This is a genomic window from Pseudomonas sp. IT-196MI5, assembly GCF_949767415.1.
Taxonomy (GTDB): domain Bacteria; phylum Pseudomonadota; class Gammaproteobacteria; order Pseudomonadales; family Pseudomonadaceae; genus Aquipseudomonas.
The window spans coordinates 59,390-83,464 of record NZ_CATKPZ010000016.1 but is presented as its reverse complement, the minus strand read 5'-3'; the positions used below and the strand labels follow the sequence as shown (position 1 = coordinate 83,464).

Sequence of the window (24,075 nt, the reverse complement as noted above, 5' to 3'; positions counted from 1 at the left end):
TGGCCGCCGTACACCTCAAACGCTGTTCCCTGTGGGTGCGAGCTCGCTCCTACTGCCCCAACCGCTCCAGCGTGTGCGTCAACGGCTCCAGCGACACACAGATAAACCCATCCGCGTCAGGCTGTTGGACCTGAGTCGGATAGACGGCAGTCGCACCAGCTACCTAAACTGTCAGCAGACTTGGGGATCAGGGGTAGTGGATGAATCGCAATGAACTACGCAAGGCGGATATCAACCTGATGGTGGTATTCGAAACGCTGATGCTCGAGCGCAATGTCACTCGGGTGGCGGAGAAGCTGTTTCTCGGTCAGCCGACCATCAGTTCGGCGCTCAACCGCTTGCGTGCAATGTTCAATGATCCGCTGTTCATACGCGTCGGCCATCGCATGGAACCGACAGCGCGGGCAGAGGAGATCATCAAGCATCTGTCGCCGGCGCTGGACTCCTTGTCCGTGGCCTTGAGCCTGACCCATGATTTCGATCCGGCCAGCAGTACGATGACGTTCCGCATCGGTCTGTCCGACGATGTCGAGTTTGGTCTGTTGCCGCCATTGCTGCGAGTCTTGCGCCAGGAAGCGCCCAACGTGGTGTTTGTGGTGCAGCATGTCGATTACTGGCGGATCCCCGACTTGCTGGCGTCTGGTGATATCACGGTAGGTATCAGCCAGACCCGTGGCTTGCCGGCCAATGCCAAGCGCAAGTTGCTGCGGCACATCCAGCCCAGCATATTGCGCGCCGATGCCTCCGACACACCGCTGACCCTCGATGAATATTGCGCGCGACCACACGTGCTGGTGTCCCATACCGCCAACGTCAGTGGCTATGCCGACGAGTGGCTGGCAGATATCGGTCGCACTCGCCAGGTAGTGCTCTCGGTACCGCAATACAGTGCGTTGCCAGCCTTGCTCGCCGGGACGGACCTGATTGCCAGCCTGCCGGACTACACCGCCGAGGCGATGGCTGCATCGGGAATGCTGTTCAAGGAACCCTTTCCGTTCAAGACACCGACCCTGGACCTGTCCATGGTCTGGCTCAGTCATGTCGACACCGACCCCGCCGAGCGTTGGTTACGTTCGCGCCTGGAGGCGTTCATGAGTGAGCGTGCAGTTTTGCCGCTGCCCGAATGAACAGGGCGACGCTGTGTTATATGTACGACCTGCCCCCCTACCTACAGGATCTGACTCATGCCTCACCTGCACATGGAATACACCGCCAACCTGACTGACTTGAATGCCGATGTGGCATTGATGCGGTTGAACAATACGTTGGTGGGTTCCGGTCAATTTTCTGCCGAATTTGACATCAAGAGCCGCGCGGTCATGGTCGAGACATTCAAGGTTGGCACGGCATTGGCTGAGCGGGCATTCGTGCATGTGAAGCTGGCGCTGTTGAGTGGTCGTTCCGCACAGATCAAGAAACAGCTCTCCGAAAGCCTGCTGGAGGTGGTTCAGGGCCTGTGTGAGTGGCCGAGTGGCGTTGAGGTCCAGTTGTGCGTGGAGATTCTCGACATCGATCGCGATTCCTACAGCAAGACCGCCATCAGCAACTGAGTATCAGGCCGTTTCCTGCTCGACGCAGGCCTGGATCACTTGCTCTCGCAGCCAGGTGTTGGCGCTGTCCTGATCAACACCCTGGTTCCACTGCATGTCGAGGGTGAAACCCGGCAAGCCTTCGGGCGCTTCACAGTGATTGAAAGTGTCTGCACCGGCCAGCAGTCGCTGGATGCGCCGGGGCAGGGTCAGGGCATAGTCGGTGCCGGTAATCAGCTTCAGCGCTGCACTGTAGCTGTTGGCGCGTGCGACGATCTGGCGTTGTTGCCCCTGCTGCGCAAGCCAGCCGTCGACCATGTTGGTGGCGGACGTCCAGGGTGTCGGGAACACGTGTCGACGTTCGACATAGGTTTGCAGACTCAGGCGTGGTTCCGCCGGCGTGGCGCGTTTGTCGAAAACACACACCAGATCGTCTTCGAGCAGCGTCCGGGATTTGAAGTCGATGTGACTGCGATGAAAGTGCGGGCCGAAGCACACCGCCAGGTCGAGGCTGCCGTCGCGCAACGCTTCGGCAGGGACATCGGCCTCGAGTTTGAACACATTGACCATCACTGGAAGCTCGGCGAGGTCGAAGCGTTTCAGCAGGCGCGGCAGGATCAACTGTTCGAAATATTCCGGTGCGCAGATGTTGAAGGTCACGGGTTTCAGGCCGGGGTCGAACGTGGGTGGGCCGGCGTGACACAGGTTGATGCTTTCGAGGATTTTCAGCGCGTAAGGGTACATCGCACCGGCCTTGCAGGTGGGCTGCATGCCGCCGGTACGGGTATTGATGAATAGCTCGTCCTCGAAACTGCGGCGCAGTTTTTTCAGGCAGTAACTCACCGTGGACTGGCTGATGCAAAGCGTCTCGGATACGCCGGTGACGCTGTTTTGCTCATACACGGCGACGAACACCATGAGGTCCTGCATGTCGAGTTTTCTGAGCGAATTACTGTTCAGCATCCATTGCGTCTCGCTGCGTCCCTTGCGCTGACCGTGCGCGAAGGTGAGCGAATGATCCTAGCGGAATGAGCGAGCAGGGAGAATGCCTTGCAGGACGTTTCGCCCAAGCCCGTGTCAGCCCTGGGCCATCGCCGACACGGCGCGGCGGCTGGACATCAACAGCGCGAACATGCCGATGCCCACCAGCACCGCGCCGGCCAATTCCAGCGGCAGAGGCATCCGGCGCCCCCATAGCCAGTGATACAGGGTGATGAACAGCGTACTCAGGTAGATGTAGGAAATCACCGAGGACGGCGCGATCACGCCGATGGCCCGATGCAGCAGCCAAAACGTCGCCAGGGTGGCGAATACCGCCAGGTACATCAGCCAATAGAAATCGTTGAGCGTCAGCAATGATGCCGAGCGCCAACCGCCACTGAATCCACAGAACACCAGCAGAAACAGCGCCCCGAACAGCATGTTCCAGAACGTCATGGGCACCGGCCCGCGCCCTTTGAGGCTGTTGGCTTTCAGGCGCTGGCTGAGGGGCGCGTAGAGCGCCATCGCCAGGCAACCGACGCCGTACACGGTCAACGCATACGGCGATGGCAACTCGCCGGGGCCGGTGCCTTTCATGATCAGCAACACTGCCCCGGCGGCGGCGAGCAGCATCGGCACAATCCGTTGTTTCAGGCTGCCGTCAGGTGTCAGCACGGCCTCGAAAACCAGGGTCATCAGCGGCACCAGCGTGAACATCGTCCCGGTGTTGACGGCCGAGGTGTAGCGCAATGCTTCGAACAGCGAACCGAAGTACAGCGCCAGCAGAAGGCCGAGCACCGCGTGAGCGAGCAGCCCGCGAGCGGTCATGGCAGCATCGCCTTTAAACAGCAACAGCGGCAGAAACACCAGGGCGCAAAACAGCAGGCGCAGTCCGGTCAGCAGGATCGGGTCGATGGCCTGGCTGACTTGCGCCGCCGCGGAAAACGACGCGGCGATCAACAAGGCCCAAAGCAGCATGCTGGCGTGAGCAGCGGCGAAACCGATGGTTTTCATGGCAGGCTCCGGATCAATGGATGTGGCGGGTGTAGTGCCTTGGGTTGAAGCGCAAAACCATCAACATCATCAGTGCCATGACCACTGTCAGCGACCACCAGGCCCATTCAAAGCTGCCGAGCCGGTCGCGGATTATCCCCGCCAGCAGCGGCGACAGGCCGGCGATCAAGTAGCCAATGCCTTGAACAAAGGCGGTCAGGCCACCAGCGCGCAAGGGGCTGTCCAGGTGATCCAGCGATACGATCAGGCTCATCGGGAACAGGCCGCCAATGCCCAGCCCCAGCAGGCATGGCCACATCAGGCTCAAATGTTGTGGGCTCAGAATCAATCCGCAGAAACCGGCGATGATCAGTGCAAGCAATACCATCAGCACGACACGGCGGTCGCGGCTGCGATTGGCGATGACGGGCGTCAGCAGGCCCGACAGCACTTCCATGGCGGTCAGAAATCCGAGCAGCAATCCGGCGTGCTGCTCGCTCCAGCCCTTTTCCACGTAGTACGGCGCCAGCCAGGCCAGGACACAGGTGTAGGACGCAGTGCCCAGGCCAAAGAAAATCGCGAGTAACCACGCGCGGGAATTGGCGAAGAACGAACCATTACTGGAGGCCTTTGAATCCCGTGTCGGCATCTCCGCCCGTTGGGTTCCCCAGAGCAGCAATGCCAGCACGGCGAGAACCGCCCAGATCGCCAGGCCCATACGCCAGCTGCCGGTACGTTCCATCACCAGTGGCGCAAAGGAAGCACCCATGGCGGCACCGCCCATGATCGACGTGACGTAGAGGCCCATGCACAGGGCGACATGGTCGCTGAAGCGGGATTTGATCAGCGCTGGCATCAGGGCCTGGATCAGGGCGATCCCGATACCTGCCAGTACCGCGCTGAGAAGCAGCTCCGCGGCCGAATCAAGGAACAACCGCGAAAGCGTGGCCGCACCGATGATCAGCAACGAGAACACCACCGTGCGCTGGTCGCCGAGTCGCTGACTGACGCGCAGGCCGACAAACATCGCCAGCCCCATGGCCATCACCGGCAACATGGTCAGCAGTGAAGCCAGGGTGAAGCTCAATGGGATGTCGTCGCGAATCGCCGAGAGCAGGGGCCCGACAGCGGCCATTGAAGGGCGCAGGTTCGCGGCAATCAGGATAATACTGAACATCAGCCAGACGGCAGGGCGGGAAGTGACTCGGGTGTTTTCCATGAGCGGACCTTGAAGAATATGCAGGCGATTAACGCGCGCTCGACCCGAAGGGCGCAAATCAGAAAGTCCGGGGTGGTATTTAGAAATCAAATACAAGTCGCTCCCACAGGAGGACACCCCTGAACAGTCAAATGTTTAGTCAGGCCTTATCCAAGGTTCTTCAAATCCCGATTTAACGACTCAACCCATCGTGTGACGCTGCGGGTCACCTGTTTTCTGCGGTTCTCTCTATGGACGGTTGGCCAGTCGCAATCCACTTCAAGGCATCCATCGACGCGCGAGCGTCGAGCCTTGGTCGTCGATTCTCGCCCGCCGCCGCGCCAAACCTCTCTGCACTTCCATCTGAACTGGCCTTCTGGGCGCTATGGCATTGCCGCCATGCGCGCCCGCCAGACTCCTGCTTTTTCCGCTGATTGTTCCTGCCTGTTCCGGTTGATACCGGGATTGAAGTTCGGGTGCTTTTGCGTACCCGTCTCACACGGAAAAAGAGAATTCCCATGAGTTGTGCTACGACCTCGTTTGCCACCCGGCTTGAAGCCCTGACCTTTCTGGAGCAGAACCCGGACATTGATATGTTCGAGCTGTTCATCCTCGACAATAACGGTGTGCCGCGCGGCAAACTGCTGCATCGTGACGAGTTGCTGGCGGTGTATGAAAGCGGGCGGCCATTGCCGAGCACCATCCTCGGCCTGACCATCAATGGCGATGACGTGGAGAACTCCGGGCTGGTCTGGGATGTCGGGGATATCGACTGCCGGGCCTACCCGATCAGCGGCAGCCTCACGCGTATGCCGTGGCGTCTGATACCGACCGCGGCCGTGCAGGTCAGCATGCACCCGACGCAAGGCGCGCCCGCCACCACTGCCGATCCCCGTCATTTGCTGGCGAAAGTCATCGAAGGTTTGCAGGCTGACGGTTATTACCCGGTCATGGCGGCGGAACTGGAGTTCTACCTGCTGGATCAGCAACGCGACAGCAATGGCCGGCCGCAACCGGCACGGGATGTCGATGGCGGGCGTCCGCGCGGCACTCAGGTCTATGGTTTGCGCGAGCTTGAGCAGATCGAACCGTTCCTGGCCGATCTCTATAACGCCTGCAAGCTCCAGGGTATTCCGGCGCGCACGGCCATTTCCGAATATGCGCCGGGGCAAGTGGAAATCACCCTCGAACACCGCACCGACGCATTACAGGCAATGGACGAAGCGGTGCGTTACAAGCGTCTGGTCAAGGGGGTGGCGCACAAGCACGGCATGACCGCCTGCTTCATGGCCAAGCCTTTCGATGACCTGGCCGGCACCGGGATGCACATGCACGTGAGCCTGGCCGACAAGGACGGCAACAATCTTTTCGCCAGCCAAGCCCCGGATGGAACGCCACTGCTCAAGCAGGCTGTCGCAGGTATGCTCGATACCTTGCTCGATTCACTGTTGCTGTTCTGCCCCAACGCCAACTCCTACCGTCGATTCCAGGCCAACAGCTATGCGCCTCTGGCGGCCACCTGGGGTGTGGACAATCGCACCGTGAGTTTGCGCGTACCGGGCGGGCCGGCGTATTCCCGGCACATCGAGCATCGAATTTGTGGCGCCGACGCCAACCCCTATCTGGCGGCTGCGGCGATCCTGGCCGGTATTCATCGCGGTATCCGCGAACGACTCGACCCTGGTGCGCCGGTGGAGGGCAATGGCTACGCCCAGGCTGCGAAGCTGTTGCCGACAGACTGGCTGACCACCTTGCGATCGCTGGAAGGTTCGAACTGGGCCAGGGAAGCGTTCGGCGAGGAATTCCTCGGTGTCTACCTGGCGGTGAAACGCGCCGAATATCGCCAATTCATGGGGGAGGTCGGTGAGCAGGACTGGCGCTGGTATTTGCATCAGGCTTGAGTCGATGCTGAACTGGAGCTGAATCCTTCTCAAATAGTCTGAAAGTCTCAGGCTGGTTTTATAAGCCAACTAATTGTTGGCTTCTTTTTCACAAAAAATTGATGGTTCGCTACCTAAAATTATAGCTGTCTCGGTCAATGAAATTTTCACATTTACCGAAGGCACTTATTTACAGGACCCGCCGAACCTCATGCTGAAGATTAAAGCCGTGCGCCCCGAATGGGTGACACTGATTGCCAGTGCATTTTTGTTAGTTGGCTTCAATTTTGTACTCTGGCAACACCTGTTCGAAATCACCGCATCCGATGGCAAAGGCATCGTCATGCGTGTGGCCTTTGGGATGATGATCTTCGCGGCCTTCAACATTGTGCTGACCCTGCTGGCGTTCCGGCCGGTGCTCAAGCCGGTCCTGACCCTGCTGTTCATGATCAGCGCAGGCGTGGCGTATTTCATGAGCCAGTATGGCGTTCTGATCGACACCGGCATGTTGCGTAACTTCGCTGAAACCAATGCCACGGAAGTGCGCGATTTACTGTCGCTCAAGTTGTTTGTTTATATTGTGCTGCTCGGCGTTTTACCGACTTGGCTGTTGTGGAAAACGCCGATTGATTATCGTCGTTGGCACCGTGAGCTACTGAGTAAAGTCCTGGTGGTTTTTTCCTCGGCAGCGGTCATTGGTGGTGTTGCACTGGTTAACTATCAAGGCCTGTCCTCGCTGTTTCGCAATCACCACGAGTTGCGCCTGATGGTGGTGCCAAGCAACTACATTGGTGCCTCGGCTGGTTTCTTGCGCGAGAAAGTAGCGACCGCACGGCAACCCTTTGTCAAAATCGGTGAAGATGCCCAGCGCAATCCGGCCTGGCAAACTCACGGACGCAAATCCCTGACGGTTCTTGTCGTGGGTGAAAGTGCCCGGGCAGAGAACTTCGGCATCCTTGGCTACAGCCGCGACACCACGCCGAAACTGAGTAAGGAAGATGGCCTGATCGCCTTCACCGATGTGCATTCCTGCGGGACTGAAACCGCCGTATCGGTGCCTTGCATGTTTTCCAATATGGGGCGCAAGGACTACAACGCCAGCAAGGCAAAGAACGAAGAAGGCCTGCTGGATGTGCTCAAGCATGCGGGTATCGACGTGATCTGGCGTGACAACCAGTCAGGCTGCAAAGGTACGTGCGATCGCGTCACTGTTGAAGACGTCAGCAATCTGAAAGATCCGGCGCTGTGCGCCAACAGTGAATGCCGTGACGAAATCCTGCTGCGGGGACTGCAACATTTCATCGATACCCTGGACAAGGACACGGTATTGGTATTGCACCAGATGGGCAGCCACGGTCCGGAGTACTTCAAGCGTTATCCGAAAGAGTTCGAGCGCTTCACCCCGGTTTGCGAGAGTAATGCCCTGAACAATTGCAGTCGCGAAAGTATCGTCAACGGCTACGACAACACCTTGGTATATACCGACCATGTACTGTCGACCTTGATCGATCTTTTGCGCAGTAACCAGGACAAAGTGGATACCGCAATGCTGTATCTGTCGGACCACGGCGAGTCCCTGGGTGAATACAACTTGTTCCTCCACGGCACGCCTTACATGCTGGCACCGGAGGAGCAAAAGCATGTAGCCATGTTTGCGTGGTTCTCCGACAGCTATGAAAAGTCGTTTGCGCTAGATACCCGTTGCCTGCAACAGAGTCGTGAAAAGCCCCTGAGCCAGGACAACCTGTTCCATTCGATGCTTGGCCTGCTGGAAGTCAACAGCAAGGTCTACAACCAGGATCTGGACATGTTTGCCGGATGTCGTGGTCCAGTGGTCGACGGTGTGTTGGCCAAAGATTGAGTGCTCCGGTTTTTGTTTCACGCGGCGGCCGCCGACTTGCGGCCTGTAGAACTTTCATCAAGAGCCATTGCACATGTCCGCTCAGCCTCCATCCGCCATCGAGCTTGAGATTGCCCGGCGCTATAACCAGGAGCACGCGCGCGTCTGCCTTCAGCCGCAAGCGTCGGGCCTGGCAGGGCGTCTGGCGCTCTGGCGTGAGGAGCGACTGGTGCGCAATGCGCTCAAGGTCGCCGGCGAGCCGGGCCTGATCCTTGATGTGGCCTGCGGTGTGGGGCGTTTTTGGTCGGTGCTGGCCGAGCATGCGAATCGGGTGATTCTCGCGACGGATCCGTCTCAAGACATCCTTGATCACGCCCGCACCCATCACCCTCAGAGTCTATTGAAGCGGGTCAAGACCTTTCAAAGTTCCGCGTTCTCGATTGGCTTGTCCGAGAACGCGGTTGACTGCATTTTTTGCATGCAACTGTTTCAGTACCTTACTAACCCGGAACATCGCTTGGCGATGCTCGGCGAGTTTTACCGGGTCAGTCGCGATACGGTGATTGTCGCGGTGCGCCTCGACGGTCGTTTCAGGGGCGCGCGTTCAGGCGTGGAAGGGTTGTTGCCGAGCAAAACCGAGGTGGAAAGCGAGTTCAGGCAGGCGGGATTCCGCTTGCTCAGCCATCAGGACTTCTTGCCGGGTTGCGCGCGGATGCGGATCTACGTGCTGGGTAAGACCAGCTAGCCCGATGTTGTAGGACTATTCTGTATGTCACGCAGTAATTTTCGCTAACGCTCTTGTTCAGTGGATGCGCGGAAATCGCCGGGGGCGATATATACTGCGCGCCATTCTTCAAGGGAGAGCCGTGTGGCCATCGATATTCACTGGATTCGCGACAACGATAGCCTCGCACGATTGTGTGCCGAGTGGCAGCAGTTGCCCTTCGTTGCCCTCGACACCGAATTCATGCGGGTCGATACCTTCTACCCAATCGCCGGCCTGCTGCAGATCGGTGATGGCGTTCGCGCCTATCTGATCGACCCGCTGACCATCGACAACTGGCAACCATTGGCCGCGTTGCTGGAAAACCCGGCGGTGGTCAAAGTTGTCCACGCGTGCAGCGAAGACCTCGAAGTCCTGCTGCGCCTGACCGGCAGCCTGCCGACTCCACTGTTCGATACCCAACTGGCTGCCGCTTACCTGAACCTCGGTTTTTCCATGGGCTATTCGCGGCTGGTGCAGGAAGTGCTCGGCATTGACCTGCCCAAGGGTGAAACCCGTTCCGACTGGCTGCAACGTCCGCTTTCCGAAACCCAGATCAGCTATGCCGCCGAAGATGCCGTGCATTTGGCTGAAGTCTTCGTAAAGCTGCGTCCAAAGCTGTCAGACGACAAATACGCCTGGGTCCTGGAAGACGGCGCCGAACTGGTGGCCAACCTGCGCCGCGAGATCGATCCGTACGAGGTCTATCGCGATGCCAAGCTGGCCTGGAAGCTGTCTCGCGCCCAACTCGCTGTTTTGCGTGAGCTCTGCGCCTGGCGCGAAAAGGAAGCCCGTGCCCGTGACCTGCCGCGCAACCGGATTATCCGCGAGCATTCGTTGTGGCCGCTGGCGCGCACGCAACCGGACAACCTCGGTGCCCTGGCGAAAATCGAAGACATGCACCCGCGTACCGTGCGTCAGGACGGTGAGTTTCTGCTTGATCTGATCAAGCGCTCTGGCAGTGTGTCGCCTGATCAATGGCCGCCAGCCGTGCCGGAGCCATTGCCGGTGGACGCTGCCGTGCTACTCAAACAGATGAAAGCCATCGGCCAGGCCGAAGCCGAGCGCCTGAACATTGCGCCGGAACTGATGCTGCGCAAGAAAACCCTGGAAGCGCTGCTCAAGAGCGGCTTTCCCAATGGTCCCTACCAATTGCCTGATTCGCTGCGTGGCTGGCGCCGCGAGTTGATGGGCCAGGCACTGCTCGACAGCCTGGCCACCGCCGGAGAACAGCCTTGAAACGTATTTGCTCCATCTACCGCAGCTCGAAGAGAAACGAAATGTACCTGTATGTGCTCAAGAGCGATGCTCTGGAGCGCGTGCCGGATCCCCTGATGGCCGCTTTCGGCAAGGCCATCCACGCGTTCGACCTGGTGCTGAGTCCCGAACGCAAGCTGTCGCGCGAGGACATCACGGTCGTGCTGGAAAACCTCGATAAACAGGGTTATCACCTGCAAATGCCGCCAGCCGAAGACGAGTACATCGAGCACCTGCCGGAAGAATTGTTGCGTCGCAACGATCCGATGTGAACGGCAGACAGGCTCTGTTCAGAGTGGTTATGAAACACTGATTGATTTTTGCGATGGCAGCATCGACGGAGCACGGCTCTGTCGGCGGCCGTCTGCACCGTTTTTGAAAGGTTTGAAGCATGCGCGTCCTGATTGCTGAACACGACCACCCCGTGTACGCCCAACTGTTGCGCGAGGCGGCACCGGACCTGGAGGTGCTGACCAGCGGCGATTCCGCCGAACTGGCCAGCCAGGCCGCCGATTGCCCGGTGTGGCTCGGCCAGCCAGATTTGCTGGCGACCCTGTTACGCCAGGGTCATCAGCCGCAATGGCTGCAATCGACCTGGGCCGGCATCACGCCGCTGCTGGCCGATGGCTTGCCGCGTCACTATCGGCTGACGCGTGCCGTCGGCATTTTCGGCCAGGTCATGGCCGAGTACGTGCTCACGTATATGCTCGGTCACGAACGTGAAGTGCTGGCGCGACTGGTCAGCCAGGTCGAGCGCAAATGGGACAGTCGCCATGGCCAGAGCCTGGCGGGGCGTAAGGTGCTGATCGTCGGCACGGGCGATATCGGTCAAAGTGTCGCGCAGTTCCTCGTGCCGTTCGGCGTCGAGTTGTATGGCGTTGCCAGCAGCGCACGGGAACAGGCCCCGTTTATCGAAGTCGGTTCACTGGCGGATTTGCCGCGGCTGGTCGGTGAAGTCGATTACGTGGTCAATCTGCTGCCGAACACGCCGGACACCCACGATATCTACGACGCGGTGCTGTTCAAGCAGTTCAAGCCGACCGGGTTGTTCATCAACGCCGGGCGCGGTGTGGCAGTGGTCGATGCGGATCTGGTGGCTGCCTTGAAGGAAGGGCATCTGGCGGGTGCGGTGATCGACGTGTGCCGTCAGGAGCCGTTACCCCAGCGTCATCCATTCTGGACAGCCTGGGGCCTGCTGCTGACCGGCCACAGCTCGGCACCGACTTCGCCGTCGATGATGGTGAAGCTGTTTGTCGAAAACCTGCGGGCGTATCAGGCGGGAGAGGCGTTGCGCGGGGAAGTGGATTTCAATCGCGGGTATTGAAAACACCCTCAAAAACTGTGGGAGCGAGCTTGCTCGCGATGAGGCCGGCATATTCAACATCAATGTTGACTGTCCTACCGCTATCGCGAGCAAGCTCGCTCCCACAGGGATTTTCAGTATGGATTAGAGGGTGAAGTCACCTTCAGCCGCCAACTCGCTCAATGGGCGACGCGGGCTGGGCTCTTCACGGGCTTGCAGGTAGTCCGCCAGGCTTGCCTTGTCCCCCAGCTTGCCCACCGCGACGGCGGCGTGCAGGGCGTAGCCTTCAGGAATGTTCAGTTCCTTGCGGGTCAGTTCCTGGTCGAAACCGGCCATGCCATGGGTGTGCCAGCCGCTCAGGCTCGCTTGCAAGGCCAGGTGACCCCAGGCGGAACCGGTGTCGAAGGTGTGCCACAGGGCCGGGGTTTCTTCGGTGGCGCCAGGCACGGCGAAGGTGGTTTTCGAGATCACGATCACCAGGGCCGAAGCATGTTGAGCCCAGCTGCGGTTGAATTCGTTCAGCAGGCCCAGGTAGCGCTCCCAGTTCGGCGTGTCGCGACGTGCGTATAGAAAGCGCCAGGGTTGCGAGTTGTAGGCCGAAGGTGCCCAGCGGGCGGCTTCGAAGAAGCTCAGCAGGGTTTCCTCTGGAATCGTTTCGCCAGTGAACGCGCGGGGCGACCAGCGATCGGTGAACTGAGGGTGAATGGCGTAATCGGCAACGCGTGGGTTGGCACTCATCGAGAGATTCCTTGCTACGTTTGAAAGTGGGAGCGACGCAAAACCCTACTTGGCAGCGCAAAAACTGACAAGCCCGATCTACCGACAGTCGCCAATGCTTGGCCCGCGGGCTTTCGGGCACTAGACTGGCGGCCTTTTCATCACCTGATGTCGATGCTCGAACCATGGCCGCCAAAGTAGAACCGTTCTGGATACGCAAAACTCTCGATCAACTCGATCAGGAGGAATGGGAGTCGCTGTGCGACGGCTGTGGATTGTGCTGCCTGCAAAAGCTTGAAGATGAAGACGACAACAGCGTCTATTACACGCGCATCGCCTGCAAATTGCTGGACCTGAAAACCTGCCAGTGCACGGACTATCCCAACCGTCGTGACTCCGTGCCGGACTGTATCCAGCTCACGCCGGGCAAGGCCGACGAATTCAAATGGCTGCCGCCGACCTGCGGCTATCGCCTGGTCAGCGAAGGCAAGGACCTGCCGTTGTGGCATCACCTGGTGTGCGGTGATCGCGATGCTGTGCATCACGAGCGGATTTCCCAGTCCGGGCGCATGCTCGCCGAAGGCAGCGTGCCGGAAGATGATTGGGAAGATCACCTGATTTTCCGCGCAGGCTGATTGCCCAAGGTTCAACGTTTCACGAAGGAGTGTGTATGGCTGTGGGATGGCGGCAGGCGTGGGTCGTTGGGCTACTGGTCGTGAATTCGCCCGCATGGGCAGCGAACAAGGTCAATCTGGATTATCACGTGCGCCTGTTACCCCAGAGCGATCAGGCCGAAGTACGCTTGACGCTCGCCCAGGGTTCGGCGGTACGCAGCCTGGATTTCGACCTCGGCGACGGCAGCCACTACAGCGATTTCAAGGCCGACGGCCAATGGCAACTGACCCCTGGCAAAGCGGCGCGCGGCATCTGGCGTCCGACTGCCGACAAGGCCAGCCTGACTTACCGTGTGAATATCAACCACGGGCGCAAGAGCGGCAGCTTCGACACACGCATGACACCAGAATGGGCGTTGATGCGCGGCGACGATCTGGTGCCGGCTGCCAGACTCGATCAACAGGACGGCATCGAACTGGTTTCGCGCCTTGAATTCGAGCTGCCCGGTGGCTGGAAAAGCGTTGAAACCGCTTGGCCACGAATCGGCCCGAATAAATTCCGTATCGACAACCCTTCCCGATTGTTCGACCGACCCACGGGCTGGATGCTCGCCGGCCAGCTCGGTAGCCGCCGTACTCGTCTGGGCGAGACTGAAGTGACCGTCGCCTCGCCGCTGGGGCAGGGTATGCACCGCATGGATGTGCTGACCCTGCTGACCTTCGTCTGGCCACAAGTGCAGGCGCTGTATCCGCGACACCCTGGCAAACTGCTGATCGTCGGGGCCAATGATCCCATGTGGCGCGGCAGCCGGTCGGCGCACGAGTCGATCTATCTCAACAGTCACCTGCCGTTGGTCAGCGAAAGCGGCACCAGTGCCCTGGTTCGTGAGTTGGCCCAGGTGTTCGGGCGGATCAACGGTACCCAGCGCAGTGACTGGATTCGCGAAGGTTTTGCCGAGTATTACGCCATCGAACTGGTGCGCCGGGCCGGCGGCATGAGCGATGAACGCTACGAGAGCCTGCACGGCAGGCTGGTCAAGAGCAGCCAGAAAGTCACCACGCTGCGCGGTGAAAAGATCACAGCGGTTCAGGTGGCCAGGGCGGTGGTGTTGCTGCAGGAACTGGATCGCGAGATTCGCCTGAAAACCCACAACAAGCGTTCGCTGGACGACGTGTTGCGCGGGGCGATGCGGCTGGGGGATATCGATACCCAGGCGTTTGTTCAGCTCAGTGAGAGCGTGATCGGTGGTTCTTCAAAGGTACTGAGTACCGAGTTGATTCAGTGAGTCCGTCATCGCGAGCAAGCTCGCTCCCACAGGGGATTTGTGTACGACACAGATCAAATGTGGGAGCGAGCTTGCTCGCGATAGGGCCATCAGCCACGCCGGATGATCCTGATCAACCCCCGGCTTTCGGCGACTTCAACGAATCATTGCCGGTAACGGTCGCAGTTTTGGTCGCCGCTTCGGCATTGGCCTTCAGCGTCTTCAACTCTTCACCCGCGCGCTGGATTTTCGCCCGCACGTTGTTCATGTCCTGACGGCCTTTCTCCAGCAGGCTTTTCGCCGAGCTGTGGCCGGTGATACCGCGCGCCAGGGCCACGCCGCCGATGGCCACCTGGATCAGGCCAAAGATCCCGCCACGACGCAGGCCCTTGCCCACCATCACCACGCCGCCGGCCAGGGAGCCGATGCGTTCCCAGCCCTGCACGTTGTGCTCGGAGGGGCTCTGGAACGGGGTGGATTCGATACGCTCGACGCGTTTGGGTTCGCTCATGGTCTGTCTCCAGGCTTGGGTGATCGATAGTCAAGCTGACCGCCAGGGCAGGCAGCTCGTTCAATCGGATGTGCGGCGATTCAGCGGAATTTTGGCCCGGAGCGGGTATTGAGCCCCTTGGACATGCGGTCGTAGAGCACGACGTTGACCGTGGCGGCCAGGTTCATGCAACCGGTGGTCGGAATATAGACCACGTCTTCGCACCAGTCGCGAATCTCTTTATCCAGCGATCCGTCTTCTGGGCCAAAGATATAGAGCGCGCGATCCGGGTGGGTGTATTCCGGCAGCGGACGGGCGCCCTCGACCAGTTCCACGGCGACGGGCACACAGTTGAGCGGCAGGATCTTCTTCAGGTCGTCGATGCCGATCAGCGGGATGTCGTAGTGCACGCGCTTGGTATCGGTGACGAAGTCGGCGGCGCGCTCATAGCGCTTGCCGGTGTAGAACACCGACGCCACGCCATAACAGCCAGCGGCGCGCATCACCGAACCGACGTTCTCCGGTGATTTGGGGTTATACAAACCAATGCAGCTGTACCGTTTGTCTGCCACGAGCGGGGTGCCTTTCGGAAAAAAGCACGATTATACGGGGATTGGGCGGCAGCGGGCAGTTTGGAGATTGGCGGTGGCAGGGCTATTGCTATCGCGAGCAAGCTCGCTCCCACAGTTGACTGAGGTGTCCTGACGGACGCAGAACAATGTGGGAGCGAGCTTGCTCGCGATGAGGCCAGATCAGGCGCTGAAAATCTTCAGTCTTCTTTCTTCATCAACCCCGCCAACGCCGCAAATGGATTATGCGTGGCCTTGGCGATTTTTGGCGTGCTCAGCGAGCCTTCGTCGAAATACTGCTGGTCGGTATAACGCGAGTGTTCGTTATCGTGGCAGTACAGGCACAACAACTCCCAGTTCGAGCCGTCCTGCGGGTTGTTGTCGTGGTTGTGGTCGCGGTGGTGCACGGTCAGTTCGCTCAGGCGCTTGCCGGAGAACTCACGGGCGCAGCGGCCGCAGACGTGTGGATACATCTTCAGGGCCTTGTCGCGGTAGCCCATTTCCTTGTCGCGCTGGTTGTCGGCGAGGATGCGATCCAGCTTCGAAGTGTTGGTTGGGGTGGACGAACTCATGGGTTCACCTTTGTAAAATGACTAATGACGGTATTAAGCGAAGTTTAGCCTAGCCCTTGAGCTTCTCGGCAATCCAGATGGTGTGGCGGGTGCCCTTGTTGCCGTGGGCGAAGACCTGCACTTCCTCGGCCTTGAAACCGGCTTTCTTCAGTTTGTCGGAAAATTGCCGGTCAGCGCTGGCCGACCAGACCGCCAGTATACCTTTGGGTCTCAGGGCCTTGGCGCAGGCGCTCAGGCCGCCGGCAGAGTACAACCAGCTGTTGGCTTTCTGAGTCAGGCCTTCGGGGCCGTTGTCGACGTCGAGCATAATGGCATCGAAGCCCTGGGGCTCGGCCTGCAGGACTTTGGCCACGTCTTCCATGCGAATCACGGTCCGCGGGTCTTGAAGCGGGTTTCCGGCTTTCTCGCCGAGTGGCCCGCGATTCCATTCCACAACACCAGGCACCAATTCAGCGACCACCACTTCGGCGGTCTTGCCCAGGTGCTTGAGCGCCGAAGCGAGGGTGAAACCCATGCCCAGGCCGCCGATGAGCACCCGTGAATTCGGTCGACCGGCGACCTTGCGACACGGGATTTCGGCCAGGGCATCTTCGGAGCCGTGCATGCGCGTATTCATCAATTGCCCGCCATCGCCCCCCTGGATCTTGATGACGAAATCCTCGCCGTATTCGAACAGGCACAGGGCGCCGCCGTTTTCAGGAATGGCGGTGGTGTCCAGCAGAACGAAACGTTTCATGGGGCTCACTTGAAGAAAATTGGCAGAACACGGGAGGGCAAACAGACGCAGTTGGGAGTAGCCTGTTTATGACGACAAGGTCAACGGAGCCATTGATGAAGCGCACCATTCTAACGGTCATTGCCCTGGCCGCGCTCTCGATAACTGCAGTGCAGGCTCAACAGCTGCAATCGATTCCCGTCAGCCCCGCGCCCATACCCGGTTCGCCCGGCACCGCGACGCCCACGCCGTACCCGCAAATCAGCCCGGCGCCTTTGCCTAGAGTCGGCCCCGGCAGTAGTGGTCCGCCGTTGGTGCCGATTGAAATGCCGAGCCCGCCGACCAAAGACCAGCCGATACCGGGCCTTGCGCCCAATCCACCGAAACCCAAGTCGCCGGGTGGCTAGACCTGCTGCGAAAGCAGTTGACCGTCGGCCATGCGCAGGCGTCTGGACAGGGATACGGCGAGGGCACGGATGATCTTGGCGGCGATTTTCGGTGCGTCGTTGAGCATTTTTTCCAGCGAGTCCTTGCCCAGGTTGAGCAACTGGCAGTTGCTTGCGGCCACACAACTGGCCGAGCGCCGTTCGCCGTCGAGCACGGCCATTTCGCCGAACGAGCGGCCGCTGCGCAACGTGGCGATGGTGACGCGTTGCCCGTCGGCGGTGGTTTTCTGCACTGCCACCTGACCGGTGTGGATGATGCACATGAAGCTGCCGGCATCACCCTCCTGGAAGATTTCCTCGCCCTGGGCAATGGTGCTGATACTGAAGTAGCCCGAAGCCGCGACGAAGTCCGCCGGCAGCAGTTGATTGAACAGGCCGCAATCCATCAGCCAGTCGCGAATTTCGTTGTTCAGAAAGGTTGGTTCAGACATGTCGTCACGGTCTTTTTTGTGTGTTGCTGACTCGAGTTTGAATTCACCGAAAATCCCTTGTGGGAGCGAGCTTGCTCGCGATGGCGGTGGCACATTCAACATCAATATCGAATGTGCCGGCCTCATCGCGAGCAAGCTCGCTCCCACAGGGGATACGGGTTGTATCGGCCTGCGGTGTCCGGAATCAAGACCGGTTCATCGGCCCAGGTTCCTCAGGCAATGCCCAGAACCTTGAACAAAAATGCATATTCGAGTGCTACGTCACGCAATCCCTGATATCGACCGCTCATCCCGCCATGCCCGGCACCCAGTTCCGTCTTGAGCAGCAGGGGATTGCTGTCGGTCTTGGTCGCGCGCAATTTCGCCACCCACTTGGCGGCTTCCCAATACTGCACACGGCTGTCGTTGTAACCGGCGATCACCAGGGTCGCCGGATAAGCTTGCGCGGTGACGTTTTCGTACGGGGCGTAGGCTTTGATCCGGTCATGGACGTCCGGTTCTTCAGGGTTGCCCCACTCGTCGTATTCCGTGACGGTCAATGGCAGGTCAGGGTCGAGCATGGTGTTGAGTACGTCGACGAACGGTACCTCGGCGATGGCGGCGCCAAACAGCTCCGGCCGTTGATTGAGCACCGCGCCGATCAGCAGGCCACCGGCGCTGCCACCACTGATCGCCAACTGCGGTGCAGTGGTGAAGCCCTGGGCGATCAGGTGTTCGGCGCAGGCGATAAAGTCGCTGAAGGTGTTGTGCTTGTGCTCCTGTTTGCCGGCGCGATACCAGGCTTCCCCCAGTTCGCCACCGCCACGCACGTGGGCAATGGCAAAGGCCATGCCGCGATCCAGCAGGCTCAGGCGCGCATGGGAAAACCACGGGTCGAGGCTTTCGCCGTAGGCACCATAGCCGTAGAGGTACAGCGGCACGGGTTTGCCCAGGTCTGCGCGCTTGATCACCAGGCTGATAGGCACTTGCGTACCGTCCGGTGCAGTGGCCCACAGGCGTTGGCTGATATAAGTGTCGGCATCGAACGGGCCGAGTACCGGGGTTTCCTTGAGGACTTTTTGCTCGCCGGTCGCCAGGTCCAGTTGGCGGATTTGTGCCGGACGGTTCAACGCTTCGTAGCGCAGGCGAATCCGCTCGCTTTCGAATTCCAGGCTGTTCTGCACGTGCAGGCTATAGGCCGCATCCGGCAGTTGCACTCGATAAGGCGCCAGGCCCTGTGGGTGAACCTCGATGACCGGCAAGCCGCCGACCCGCAGGCTGAGGGTCATGGCCCCGGTGTTCAGGCTGATGCCGTCGATCATCACCGTGTCGCTGTGGGGGATCAGGTTTTGCCAGTCGGCTTCGGTCGGCGCGGCGCCGGTATCGGTGGCTGTGTACAGGGCGAAATTGATGCCGTCACGGTTGCTGCGAATGAACCAGGTCCATTGCCCGTCGAGTACGCCGTGGTCGACGTCGTACTCATGATCTTCGACCCGTGGCGCGATGCAGGTGAAGGATTGCTGCGGCTGGTTGGCATCGAGGGCCCAGACTTCGCTGGTGGTCTTGCTGCCCACCGACAGCAGCAATTGCTGCTCGGAGCTTGAACGGTAGCAATGCATGAAGAAGCGACCGTCCGGCTCATGGAACACCTCTTGCGCCGCCGTGCCGTCCAGGCGATAGCGATACAGCTTGTGCGGGCGATGGGTGTCGTCCAGCTCACCAAAAAACAGCGTCAGGCTGTCGTTGGCCCAGGTCATGCTGCCGTCGCAGTCCTGGAATTCCAGTTCACTGACACGGCCGTCGGACAGTTCCTTCACGAACAGCGTGTAAATCTCGTCGCCGCTGGAGTCGATGCTGTAGGCCAGACGCTGATGGTCCGGGCTGATGCTGAATGCACCCAGGGAAAAGAAGCCGCCATTGGCCAGCTCGTTGGGGTCCAGCAGCAGTTGTTCGCGGCTTTCGTCGAGGGTCAGGCTGTCGTCGGCCGGACGCGGGCAGCGGTAGTGCCGGGCATACTCGTCGCCCGCCATGGTGCGGGTGTAGTACAGATAGGGTCCCCACGGCGAGGGCAGGGACAAATCGGTCTCGAGAATCCGCCCTTTGATCTCCTCGAACAGGGTTTCACGCAGCCCGGCCTGGTCGGCGGTTTGCGCTTGCTGGTAGCTGTTTTCGGCTTTCAGGTAGTCGAGCACTGCGTCGGTGTCGCGCTCCTGCAGCCAGGCATACGGGTCGGAGCCTTCAGCCTTGTGGGCAATTGGAGCGTCGTGAATGTTGGCGGATAGGGGCATGGGAAACTCTCAAACTCGTTACGAAATAGGCTTGGAACCTGTGGGAGCGAGCTTGCTCGCGATGAGGCCGGTACACCCAACATCAATGTTGACAGGCAGTCCGCCATCGCGAGCAAGCTCGCTCCCACAGGTCCTGTGTCTTGACCTACTGCCATTGGGCAAGCCTGACGGGCGAAAAGCCGTTATCATAAGCGCCTCTTTGCCTGCCTTGCCATGGACACCATGACCGAGAACGACTATCTGATCGCTTGGGGCCTCTACGCCTTTGCCGCTTTGGGCTGCCTGTTGGTGTGGATGCGCTTGACCCGCTGGATGTGGCGCTGGCTGCGTGAGCCGCTGCGGCTGGCGATGGCCGTGCTGCTGTTCAGCCCGACCATCATCGACCCGGTCAAGGACAAAGTCGCGCCGGCCGTCGCCATTACCGCCCTCGACCTGCTGTTCAAGGTCGGCAACAACGCTTGGCGGGCGATTTCCGATCTGTTCATGTACGGCATGATCGCGTTCGGCCTCTATCTGGTGCTGGTGGCGATCCGTTTCCCTATCGAGCGCGCCTCGAACGCCCGCAAGGAGCGTGAGGCTGCCACCAAAGCTGCCGTCCGCGCTGACGAGCCTGAGGACGATCAACCGTTTGGCGGTGCTGGCGATGATCGTTACGGTCGTCCTCCCGTGCCGAGCAGTCCTCAGCGGATGCGAGTCGAACCCCGTCTGTAACCTTGCCCCTGCGATTGAGTGAGAGTCCGAGCATGTGTGAGTTATTGGGCATGAGCGCCAATGTCCCGACCGATATCGTGTTCAGCTTTACCGGGCTGATGCAGCGCGGCGGTCGCACCGGCCCACACCGCGATGGCTGGGGCATTGCCTTCTATGAAGGCCGTGGGCTGCGACTGTTCCAGGACCCGGCGGCAAGCTGCGAGTCGGAAGTCGCGAACCTGGTGCAGCGCTATCCGATCAAGAGCGAAGTGGTGATCGGGCACATCCGCCAGGCCAACGTCGGCAAAGTCTGCCTGTCCAACACGCATCCGTTCGTCCGTGAGCTGTGGGGGCGCAACTGGTGTTTCGCCCATAACGGCCAGTTGGCGGATTTCCAGCCTGCGGCCAGTTTCTATCGCCCCGTGGGTGATACCGATAGCGAAGCGGCCTTCTGCGATTTGCTCAACCGTGTGCGTGCGGCGTTCCCCGAACCGGTCGCGGTCGAAGCGTTGTTGCCGGACCTGGTGGCCGCGTGCGCCGAATACCGCAGCAAAGGCGTATTCAACTGCCTGCTCAGCGACGGCGACTGGTTGTTCTGCTATTGCTCGACCAAACTGGCGCAAATCACCCGGCGCGCACCGTTTGGCCCGGCACGCTTGAAAGATGTCGACGTGATCGTCGACTTTCAGGCCGAAACCACGCCAAACGATGTGGTCACCGTCATCGCCACCGAACCCCTGACCGAAAACGAAACCTGGACCCGTTACGAACCGGGTCAATGGAGTCTGTGGCGGCGCGGCGAATGCGTCAGCCAGGGCAAGACCGAATAAGGATTCAATCCCCATGTTGCTCAGTTATCTACGGCTGGTGTTGTTTGCGGCCGGCTTGTTGATCGGTGTCCAGGTGCCGGGGTTCATCAGCGATTACGCCAAGCGGGTCGAAGCCCATCTGATCGAGGCGCAAGCCGGGTTGAGCGGGTTCCAGAACACTGCCAATCAGTTTTTCAAGGGTGACATGCAGGCTCTGGTCGCGCATTACCGCGCCAGCGAAGATCCGATCTTCCGCAGCGATGCCGACAGCCTGAGCAACCTGCTGACCCGCCAACTGGCGCTGGACAAGCAGTTCCAGGCGATGCAGGGGCCGTGGTACATCCGCTTCCTGCAAGTGGCGCTGGCTGCCGATCCGGACATCCGCAAGGAAACCTGGAATGGCTACAGCTACCAGATCCTGTTGACGCCCGAAGCGATGAGCTGGGGCATGAGCGGCGCATTGTTGCTGTCGTTCGGGATCGAGTGCCTGTTCCGGTTGATCGATTGGGTGGTGTTGGGCGGCAAGCGTCTGCGCCAGAGCCGGCCGATCGAAGAGCGGGATTTGCGCGGCTTGTAACACTGTCGAACATCAAGGAGCCGGCTAGCCGGCTCCTTGCTTGATTACCAATCTATCGAATAGGTCATGCTCAGGGTACGGCCTTCGGCGTTGGGGAATGGCGCTCTGGCGTTGGCCTGGGCGAACAGGTTGACGTACGTGCGGTTGGTCAGGTTGTACACCCCGCCTTCCAGTCGACCGACCGGCAAGTATACGGAGCCAAGCAGGTCCACCAGCGTATAGCCATCGATGTCGCGCCCGTTGTTGTCTTTGGCGGCAGCGTCGTAACTGGACAGGTGCATGCCTTGCAGGCGCAGGGTGTAGTCGTCTTCGGCATAGCCGACGAACAGCGTGGTTTTGGCCGGTGAAATGCGTGTCGCCGGCAGATCGATCCATTTCCCGTTCTGCTGGGTCTCGCCTTTGGCCCAGGCATAGGTGCCACCCACCGACCAGTGATCGGTCGCGAGGTAGGTCAGGCTGTTTTCGATGCCGCGAACCCGCTCCTTCTGGTTGATCAGACGCAAGACACGCTCATTGGCATCGTAGAACTGAGTCACGTCCGAGGTGTTTTCATAGACGGTGACGTCGGCCTGCCACCGGTCCCAGTTACCGCGCCAGCCCAGCTCGTAGCTGTCGACCTTGATGGCCTGGGCGTTGAGGCTCTGGATGTCGAAGGTGCTGTTCACGTCACGCAAGAAGCGCTGGATGTCCGGCAGCGAAAACCCCTGGCTGTAATTGGCGAAGACGTCCTGATGTTCACTCAGGTGATAGACCGCGCCCAGGTTATAGAGCGTCGCGTCGTATTTGAGGGTGTCACCGGGCAGGATGGCGCGTACGCCGGTCTGGACGATCTGACCGTAAGCGATGCTGTCGGAGACCTCGCTTTCGATCCATTCGCGGCGCACACCGCCACGCAAGGTCCAGTCTCCGATGTCCCAGGACATCTGCCCGAACAGCGCCTTGGTGGTGGTTTCGATATCCGGGCCCAACTCGTAAGTGGTGCCGGTCTTGGTGTAGGTCAGCCCATTGAGGGTGTATTGGTCACCGCGCTGACGGGAGCGTTCGTGATCATAGTCGGCGCCCCAGACCAGGTTGCCAGTGGCGCTGCCAATGGCCGGCAACGGCGTGTCGATGGCCGCACGCAGGCCGTAGACATCCTGCACGCTGTTGTTGTCGGAGATCCCGGCCTTGCCCCGCGACAGGTCCGGGAAGAACAGCGCGTCGGCCCGGCGCCAGTAGCTTTCCAGTTGCAGGCCCTGGCCGTAGAAGTCGTTGTCGGTGTAGTTGAGGTTGGCCGCCTGGTTATGGGTGTAGGGCTGGTCGTCGAGTTTCAGTCCTTTGACCGCCACGGCCTCTTGCTGGTTTTTCGGGTCTTTTGTGTAGCCAGTGTCCTGCTGGTCCTTGTAGTCCTGCAGTGACAGGCTGAGTTTTTTATCGGCATCCAGTTCGTAACCGAACCGACCTTGCAGGTCATAGGTGTCGGTGTCCATGTTGCTGCCCTGGGATGTGTCCTGAGGGATGCGATTGCCGTTGCCGTCGTACTGATCGTTGCGCTGGGTCAGGTCGGCGGACACGTACCAGTCCAGGGCATCCTTGCGCCCGGTCGCACTCTGAAAGGCCTCGTAGGCGAAACCCTTGCTGTTGAGGTTGTTGCCGGTGGTCAGGCCCAGTTTGCTGCTGTAGGCAAGGTCCTGACCCTGGTTGCGCTTGGTGATGATATTGATGATGCCGCCCGAAGCACCGGCACCATAAATGCTGCTGGCGCCGGAAACCACCTCAATGCGTTCGATACTGGCCGGCGCGATGCTGTTGAGCTGGCGGAAGTTGTCACGCGTGGCGTTCTGCGACACGCCGTCGATCAACACCAGCATGTTGCGCCCGCGCAGGGTCTGGCCGAAGTTGCTCATCCCGCCACTGGACGGCGCCAGGCCGGGAACCAGTTGCCCCAGGATGTCGGAGACTCGGCGCCCGGCGCCACTCTGTTGGCTGATCTGTTGTTCGTCGATCACCTGGACCGAGCCTGGAATCGAGGCAATGGTCGCTTCGCTGCGCGTCGCGGAAACGACGGTGGCTTGCATGTTCAATGTGCCGGGTTGCTGGTCGGTGTCCTCCGCCCAGGTTTGGGCGCTGAAGGAGCCGAGCAGCGGAATCATCAAGGAAAGTTTGGTTCGGGTCATGAGTTGGTCTTTT

The 24,075-nt window shown here is 60.0% G+C and carries 25 protein-coding genes; 14 read left to right on the top strand and 11 right to left on the bottom strand.

The genetic code is table 11. The features are described 5' to 3' along the window. Positions 1 to 200 precede the first annotated feature (200 nt). On the top strand, positions 201 to 1,127 hold the full coding sequence (locus ACM6IK_RS13185) for a LysR substrate-binding domain-containing protein (protein WP_218432135.1): 927 nt from the start codon (positions 201 to 203) through the stop codon (positions 1,125 to 1,127). A gap of 57 nt (positions 1,128 to 1,184) precedes the next feature. Next, positions 1,185 to 1,550 carry a 5-carboxymethyl-2-hydroxymuconate Delta-isomerase gene (locus ACM6IK_RS13180; protein ID WP_414874685.1) on the top strand — a complete coding sequence of 122 codons (366 nt, stop codon included), beginning with the start codon at positions 1,185 to 1,187 and terminating at the stop codon, positions 1,548 to 1,550. Between the two features lie 3 nt (positions 1,551 to 1,553). Here the strand turns inward: ACM6IK_RS13180 and ACM6IK_RS13175 are convergent, their stop codons facing one another. The 3 genes from ACM6IK_RS13175 to ACM6IK_RS13165 all read right to left on the bottom strand — a co-directional run bounded on the left by ACM6IK_RS13175 (position 1,554) and on the right by ACM6IK_RS13165 (position 4,722). Further along, positions 1,554 to 2,492 carry a LysR substrate-binding domain-containing protein gene (locus ACM6IK_RS13175; RefSeq protein WP_414874684.1) on the bottom strand — a complete coding sequence of 313 codons (939 nt, stop codon included), beginning with the start codon at positions 2,490 to 2,492 and terminating at the stop codon, positions 1,554 to 1,556. Between the two features lie 114 nt (positions 2,493 to 2,606). Then, the gene (locus tag ACM6IK_RS13170) at positions 2,607 to 3,524 is read right to left on the bottom strand and encodes a DMT family transporter (protein ID WP_414874683.1); all 918 of its coding nucleotides are present in this window, start codon (positions 3,522 to 3,524) and stop codon (positions 2,607 to 2,609) included. Positions 3,525 to 3,537: 13 nt separating this feature from the next. Then, a complete protein-coding gene (locus ACM6IK_RS13165) occupies positions 3,538 to 4,722 on the bottom strand; it encodes a cyanate transporter (protein WP_414874682.1) in 1,185 nt (394 codons plus the stop codon). Positions 4,723 to 5,219: 497 nt separating this feature from the next. Between ACM6IK_RS13165 and ACM6IK_RS13160 the strand changes: the two genes are divergently transcribed. The 6 genes from ACM6IK_RS13160 to ACM6IK_RS13135 all read left to right on the top strand — a co-directional run bounded on the left by ACM6IK_RS13160 (position 5,220) and on the right by ACM6IK_RS13135 (position 11,765). After that, positions 5,220 to 6,602 (top strand): glutamine synthetase family protein, encoded by a 1,383-nt coding sequence (locus ACM6IK_RS13160; protein WP_414874681.1) that lies wholly within the window; start codon positions 5,220 to 5,222, stop codon positions 6,600 to 6,602. A gap of 190 nt (positions 6,603 to 6,792) precedes the next feature. Beyond that, positions 6,793 to 8,442, top strand: coding sequence for a phosphoethanolamine transferase (locus tag ACM6IK_RS13155; RefSeq protein WP_414874680.1), 1,650 nt, complete (start codon positions 6,793 to 6,795; stop codon positions 8,440 to 8,442). A 73-nt stretch (positions 8,443 to 8,515) separates the two neighbouring features. Further along, positions 8,516 to 9,166: a class I SAM-dependent methyltransferase gene (locus tag ACM6IK_RS13150; RefSeq protein ID WP_414874679.1), complete on the top strand. Its 651-nt coding sequence runs from the start codon at positions 8,516 to 8,518 to the stop codon at positions 9,164 to 9,166. 123 nt (positions 9,167 to 9,289) lie between these two features. Next, entirely contained in the window at positions 9,290 to 10,423 is a 1,134-nt protein-coding gene (rnd, locus tag ACM6IK_RS13145; protein WP_414874678.1) for a ribonuclease D, read from the top strand. After that, a complete protein-coding gene (locus ACM6IK_RS13140) occupies positions 10,420 to 10,713 on the top strand; it encodes a YcgL domain-containing protein (RefSeq protein WP_108218515.1) in 294 nt (97 codons plus the stop codon). The genes rnd and ACM6IK_RS13140 overlap by 4 nt, the downstream gene beginning before the upstream one ends. A 119-nt stretch (positions 10,714 to 10,832) precedes the next feature. Continuing rightward, positions 10,833 to 11,765: a D-2-hydroxyacid dehydrogenase gene (locus tag ACM6IK_RS13135; RefSeq protein WP_414874677.1), complete on the top strand. Its 933-nt coding sequence runs from the start codon at positions 10,833 to 10,835 to the stop codon at positions 11,763 to 11,765. A 123-nt stretch (positions 11,766 to 11,888) separates the two neighbouring features. On the opposite strand, the gene ACM6IK_RS13130 is transcribed toward ACM6IK_RS13135, so the two are convergent. After that, on the bottom strand, positions 11,889 to 12,482 hold the full coding sequence (locus ACM6IK_RS13130; protein ID WP_007984791.1) for a nitroreductase family protein: 594 nt from the start codon (positions 12,480 to 12,482) through the stop codon (positions 11,889 to 11,891). 164 nt (positions 12,483 to 12,646) lie between these two features. On the opposite strand from ACM6IK_RS13130, the gene ACM6IK_RS13125 reads away from it, so the two are divergent. Continuing rightward, entirely contained in the window at positions 12,647 to 13,096 is a 450-nt protein-coding gene (locus tag ACM6IK_RS13125) for a YcgN family cysteine cluster protein (protein ID WP_008015986.1), read from the top strand. A gap of 35 nt (positions 13,097 to 13,131) precedes the next feature. Continuing rightward, positions 13,132 to 14,361 (top strand): hypothetical protein, encoded by a 1,230-nt coding sequence (locus tag ACM6IK_RS13120; RefSeq protein ID WP_414874676.1) that lies wholly within the window; start codon positions 13,132 to 13,134, stop codon positions 14,359 to 14,361. 112 nt (positions 14,362 to 14,473) lie between these two features. Here ACM6IK_RS13120 and ACM6IK_RS13115 read toward each other — a convergent pair whose 3' ends face one another. From ACM6IK_RS13115 to ACM6IK_RS13100, 4 genes are all read right to left on the bottom strand, one after another. Further along, positions 14,474 to 14,851, bottom strand: coding sequence for a DUF2892 domain-containing protein (locus ACM6IK_RS13115; RefSeq protein ID WP_414874675.1), 378 nt, complete (start codon positions 14,849 to 14,851; stop codon positions 14,474 to 14,476). An 80-nt stretch (positions 14,852 to 14,931) separates the two neighbouring features. Further along, positions 14,932 to 15,402, bottom strand: coding sequence for an RNA methyltransferase (locus tag ACM6IK_RS13110; protein ID WP_007993783.1), 471 nt, complete (start codon positions 15,400 to 15,402; stop codon positions 14,932 to 14,934). 197 nt (positions 15,403 to 15,599) lie between these two features. Then, a complete protein-coding gene (locus ACM6IK_RS13105; protein WP_007898702.1) occupies positions 15,600 to 15,971 on the bottom strand; it encodes a YajD family HNH nuclease in 372 nt (123 codons plus the stop codon). Positions 15,972 to 16,020: 49 nt separating this feature from the next. After that, positions 16,021 to 16,707, bottom strand: coding sequence for a spermidine synthase (locus ACM6IK_RS13100; RefSeq protein WP_414874674.1), 687 nt, complete (start codon positions 16,705 to 16,707; stop codon positions 16,021 to 16,023). A 95-nt stretch (positions 16,708 to 16,802) separates the two neighbouring features. Between ACM6IK_RS13100 and ACM6IK_RS13095 the strand changes: the two genes are divergently transcribed. After that, positions 16,803 to 17,093, top strand: coding sequence for a hypothetical protein (locus ACM6IK_RS13095; RefSeq protein ID WP_115948110.1), 291 nt, complete (start codon positions 16,803 to 16,805; stop codon positions 17,091 to 17,093). On the opposite strand, the gene ACM6IK_RS13090 is transcribed toward ACM6IK_RS13095, so the two are convergent. After that, positions 17,090 to 17,563, bottom strand: coding sequence for a cyclic nucleotide-binding domain-containing protein (locus ACM6IK_RS13090; RefSeq protein ID WP_414874673.1), 474 nt, complete (start codon positions 17,561 to 17,563; stop codon positions 17,090 to 17,092). The two genes, ACM6IK_RS13095 and ACM6IK_RS13090, sit on opposite strands and share 4 nt — an antisense overlap. Positions 17,564 to 17,775: 212 nt before the next feature. Next, complete coding sequence (locus tag ACM6IK_RS13085; RefSeq protein WP_414874672.1) at positions 17,776 to 19,830, bottom strand: S9 family peptidase; 2,055 nt, start codon at positions 19,828 to 19,830, stop codon at positions 17,776 to 17,778. Between the two features lie 213 nt (positions 19,831 to 20,043). Between ACM6IK_RS13085 and ACM6IK_RS13080 the strand changes: the two genes are divergently transcribed. From ACM6IK_RS13080 to ACM6IK_RS13070, 3 genes are read left to right on the top strand one after another with little or no spacing between them, the layout of a single operon-like run. Then, positions 20,044 to 20,541 (top strand): MFS transporter, encoded by a 498-nt coding sequence (locus tag ACM6IK_RS13080; RefSeq protein ID WP_108218525.1) that lies wholly within the window; start codon positions 20,044 to 20,046, stop codon positions 20,539 to 20,541. Positions 20,542 to 20,573: 32 nt separating this feature from the next. Then, entirely contained in the window at positions 20,574 to 21,350 is a 777-nt protein-coding gene (locus tag ACM6IK_RS13075) for a class II glutamine amidotransferase (RefSeq protein ID WP_414874671.1), read from the top strand. A gap of 13 nt (positions 21,351 to 21,363) precedes the next feature. Next, on the top strand, positions 21,364 to 21,906 hold the full coding sequence (locus ACM6IK_RS13070) for a DUF2937 family protein (RefSeq protein ID WP_414874670.1): 543 nt from the start codon (positions 21,364 to 21,366) through the stop codon (positions 21,904 to 21,906). 44 nt (positions 21,907 to 21,950) lie between these two features. Here ACM6IK_RS13070 and ACM6IK_RS13065 read toward each other — a convergent pair whose 3' ends face one another. Next, positions 21,951 to 24,062, bottom strand: coding sequence for a TonB-dependent receptor (locus tag ACM6IK_RS13065; protein ID WP_414874669.1), 2,112 nt, complete (start codon positions 24,060 to 24,062; stop codon positions 21,951 to 21,953). Positions 24,063 to 24,075: the final 13 nt, after the last annotated feature.

Excerpts from the sequence above, each read along its gene's own strand:
- ACM6IK_RS13185 (WP_218432135.1), top strand. The coding sequence starts at position 201 with ATGAATCGCAATGAACTACGCAAGGCGGATATCAACCTGATGGTGGTA.
- ACM6IK_RS13180 (WP_414874685.1), top strand. The coding sequence starts at position 1,185 with ATGCCTCACCTGCACATGGAATACACCGCCAACCTGACTGACTTGAAT.
- ACM6IK_RS13175 (WP_414874684.1), bottom strand. The coding sequence starts at position 2,492 with ATGCTGAACAGTAATTCGCTCAGAAAACTCGACATGCAGGACCTCATG.
- ACM6IK_RS13170 (WP_414874683.1), bottom strand. The coding sequence starts at position 3,524 with ATGAAAACCATCGGTTTCGCCGCTGCTCACGCCAGCATGCTGCTTTGG.
- ACM6IK_RS13165 (WP_414874682.1), bottom strand. The coding sequence starts at position 4,722 with ATGGAAAACACCCGAGTCACTTCCCGCCCTGCCGTCTGGCTGATGTTC.
- ACM6IK_RS13160 (WP_414874681.1), top strand. The coding sequence starts at position 5,220 with ATGAGTTGTGCTACGACCTCGTTTGCCACCCGGCTTGAAGCCCTGACC.
- ACM6IK_RS13155 (WP_414874680.1), top strand. The coding sequence starts at position 6,793 with ATGCTGAAGATTAAAGCCGTGCGCCCCGAATGGGTGACACTGATTGCC.
- ACM6IK_RS13150 (WP_414874679.1), top strand. The coding sequence starts at position 8,516 with ATGTCCGCTCAGCCTCCATCCGCCATCGAGCTTGAGATTGCCCGGCGC.
- ACM6IK_RS13135 (WP_414874677.1), top strand. The coding sequence starts at position 10,833 with ATGCGCGTCCTGATTGCTGAACACGACCACCCCGTGTACGCCCAACTG.
- ACM6IK_RS13130 (WP_007984791.1), bottom strand. The coding sequence starts at position 12,482 with ATGAGTGCCAACCCACGCGTTGCCGATTACGCCATTCACCCTCAGTTC.
- ACM6IK_RS13125 (WP_008015986.1), top strand. The coding sequence starts at position 12,647 with ATGGCCGCCAAAGTAGAACCGTTCTGGATACGCAAAACTCTCGATCAA.
- ACM6IK_RS13120 (WP_414874676.1), top strand. The coding sequence starts at position 13,132 with ATGGCTGTGGGATGGCGGCAGGCGTGGGTCGTTGGGCTACTGGTCGTG.
- ACM6IK_RS13115 (WP_414874675.1), bottom strand. The coding sequence starts at position 14,851 with ATGAGCGAACCCAAACGCGTCGAGCGTATCGAATCCACCCCGTTCCAG.
- ACM6IK_RS13105 (WP_007898702.1), bottom strand. The coding sequence starts at position 15,971 with ATGAGTTCGTCCACCCCAACCAACACTTCGAAGCTGGATCGCATCCTC.
- ACM6IK_RS13100 (WP_414874674.1), bottom strand. The coding sequence starts at position 16,707 with ATGAAACGTTTCGTTCTGCTGGACACCACCGCCATTCCTGAAAACGGC.
- ACM6IK_RS13095 (WP_115948110.1), top strand. The coding sequence starts at position 16,803 with ATGAAGCGCACCATTCTAACGGTCATTGCCCTGGCCGCGCTCTCGATA.
- ACM6IK_RS13090 (WP_414874673.1), bottom strand. The coding sequence starts at position 17,563 with ATGTCTGAACCAACCTTTCTGAACAACGAAATTCGCGACTGGCTGATG.
- ACM6IK_RS13085 (WP_414874672.1), bottom strand. The coding sequence starts at position 19,830 with ATGCCCCTATCCGCCAACATTCACGACGCTCCAATTGCCCACAAGGCT.
- ACM6IK_RS13080 (WP_108218525.1), top strand. The coding sequence starts at position 20,044 with ATGGACACCATGACCGAGAACGACTATCTGATCGCTTGGGGCCTCTAC.
- ACM6IK_RS13075 (WP_414874671.1), top strand. The coding sequence starts at position 20,574 with ATGTGTGAGTTATTGGGCATGAGCGCCAATGTCCCGACCGATATCGTG.
- ACM6IK_RS13070 (WP_414874670.1), top strand. The coding sequence starts at position 21,364 with ATGTTGCTCAGTTATCTACGGCTGGTGTTGTTTGCGGCCGGCTTGTTG.
- ACM6IK_RS13065 (WP_414874669.1), bottom strand. The coding sequence starts at position 24,062 with ATGACCCGAACCAAACTTTCCTTGATGATTCCGCTGCTCGGCTCCTTC.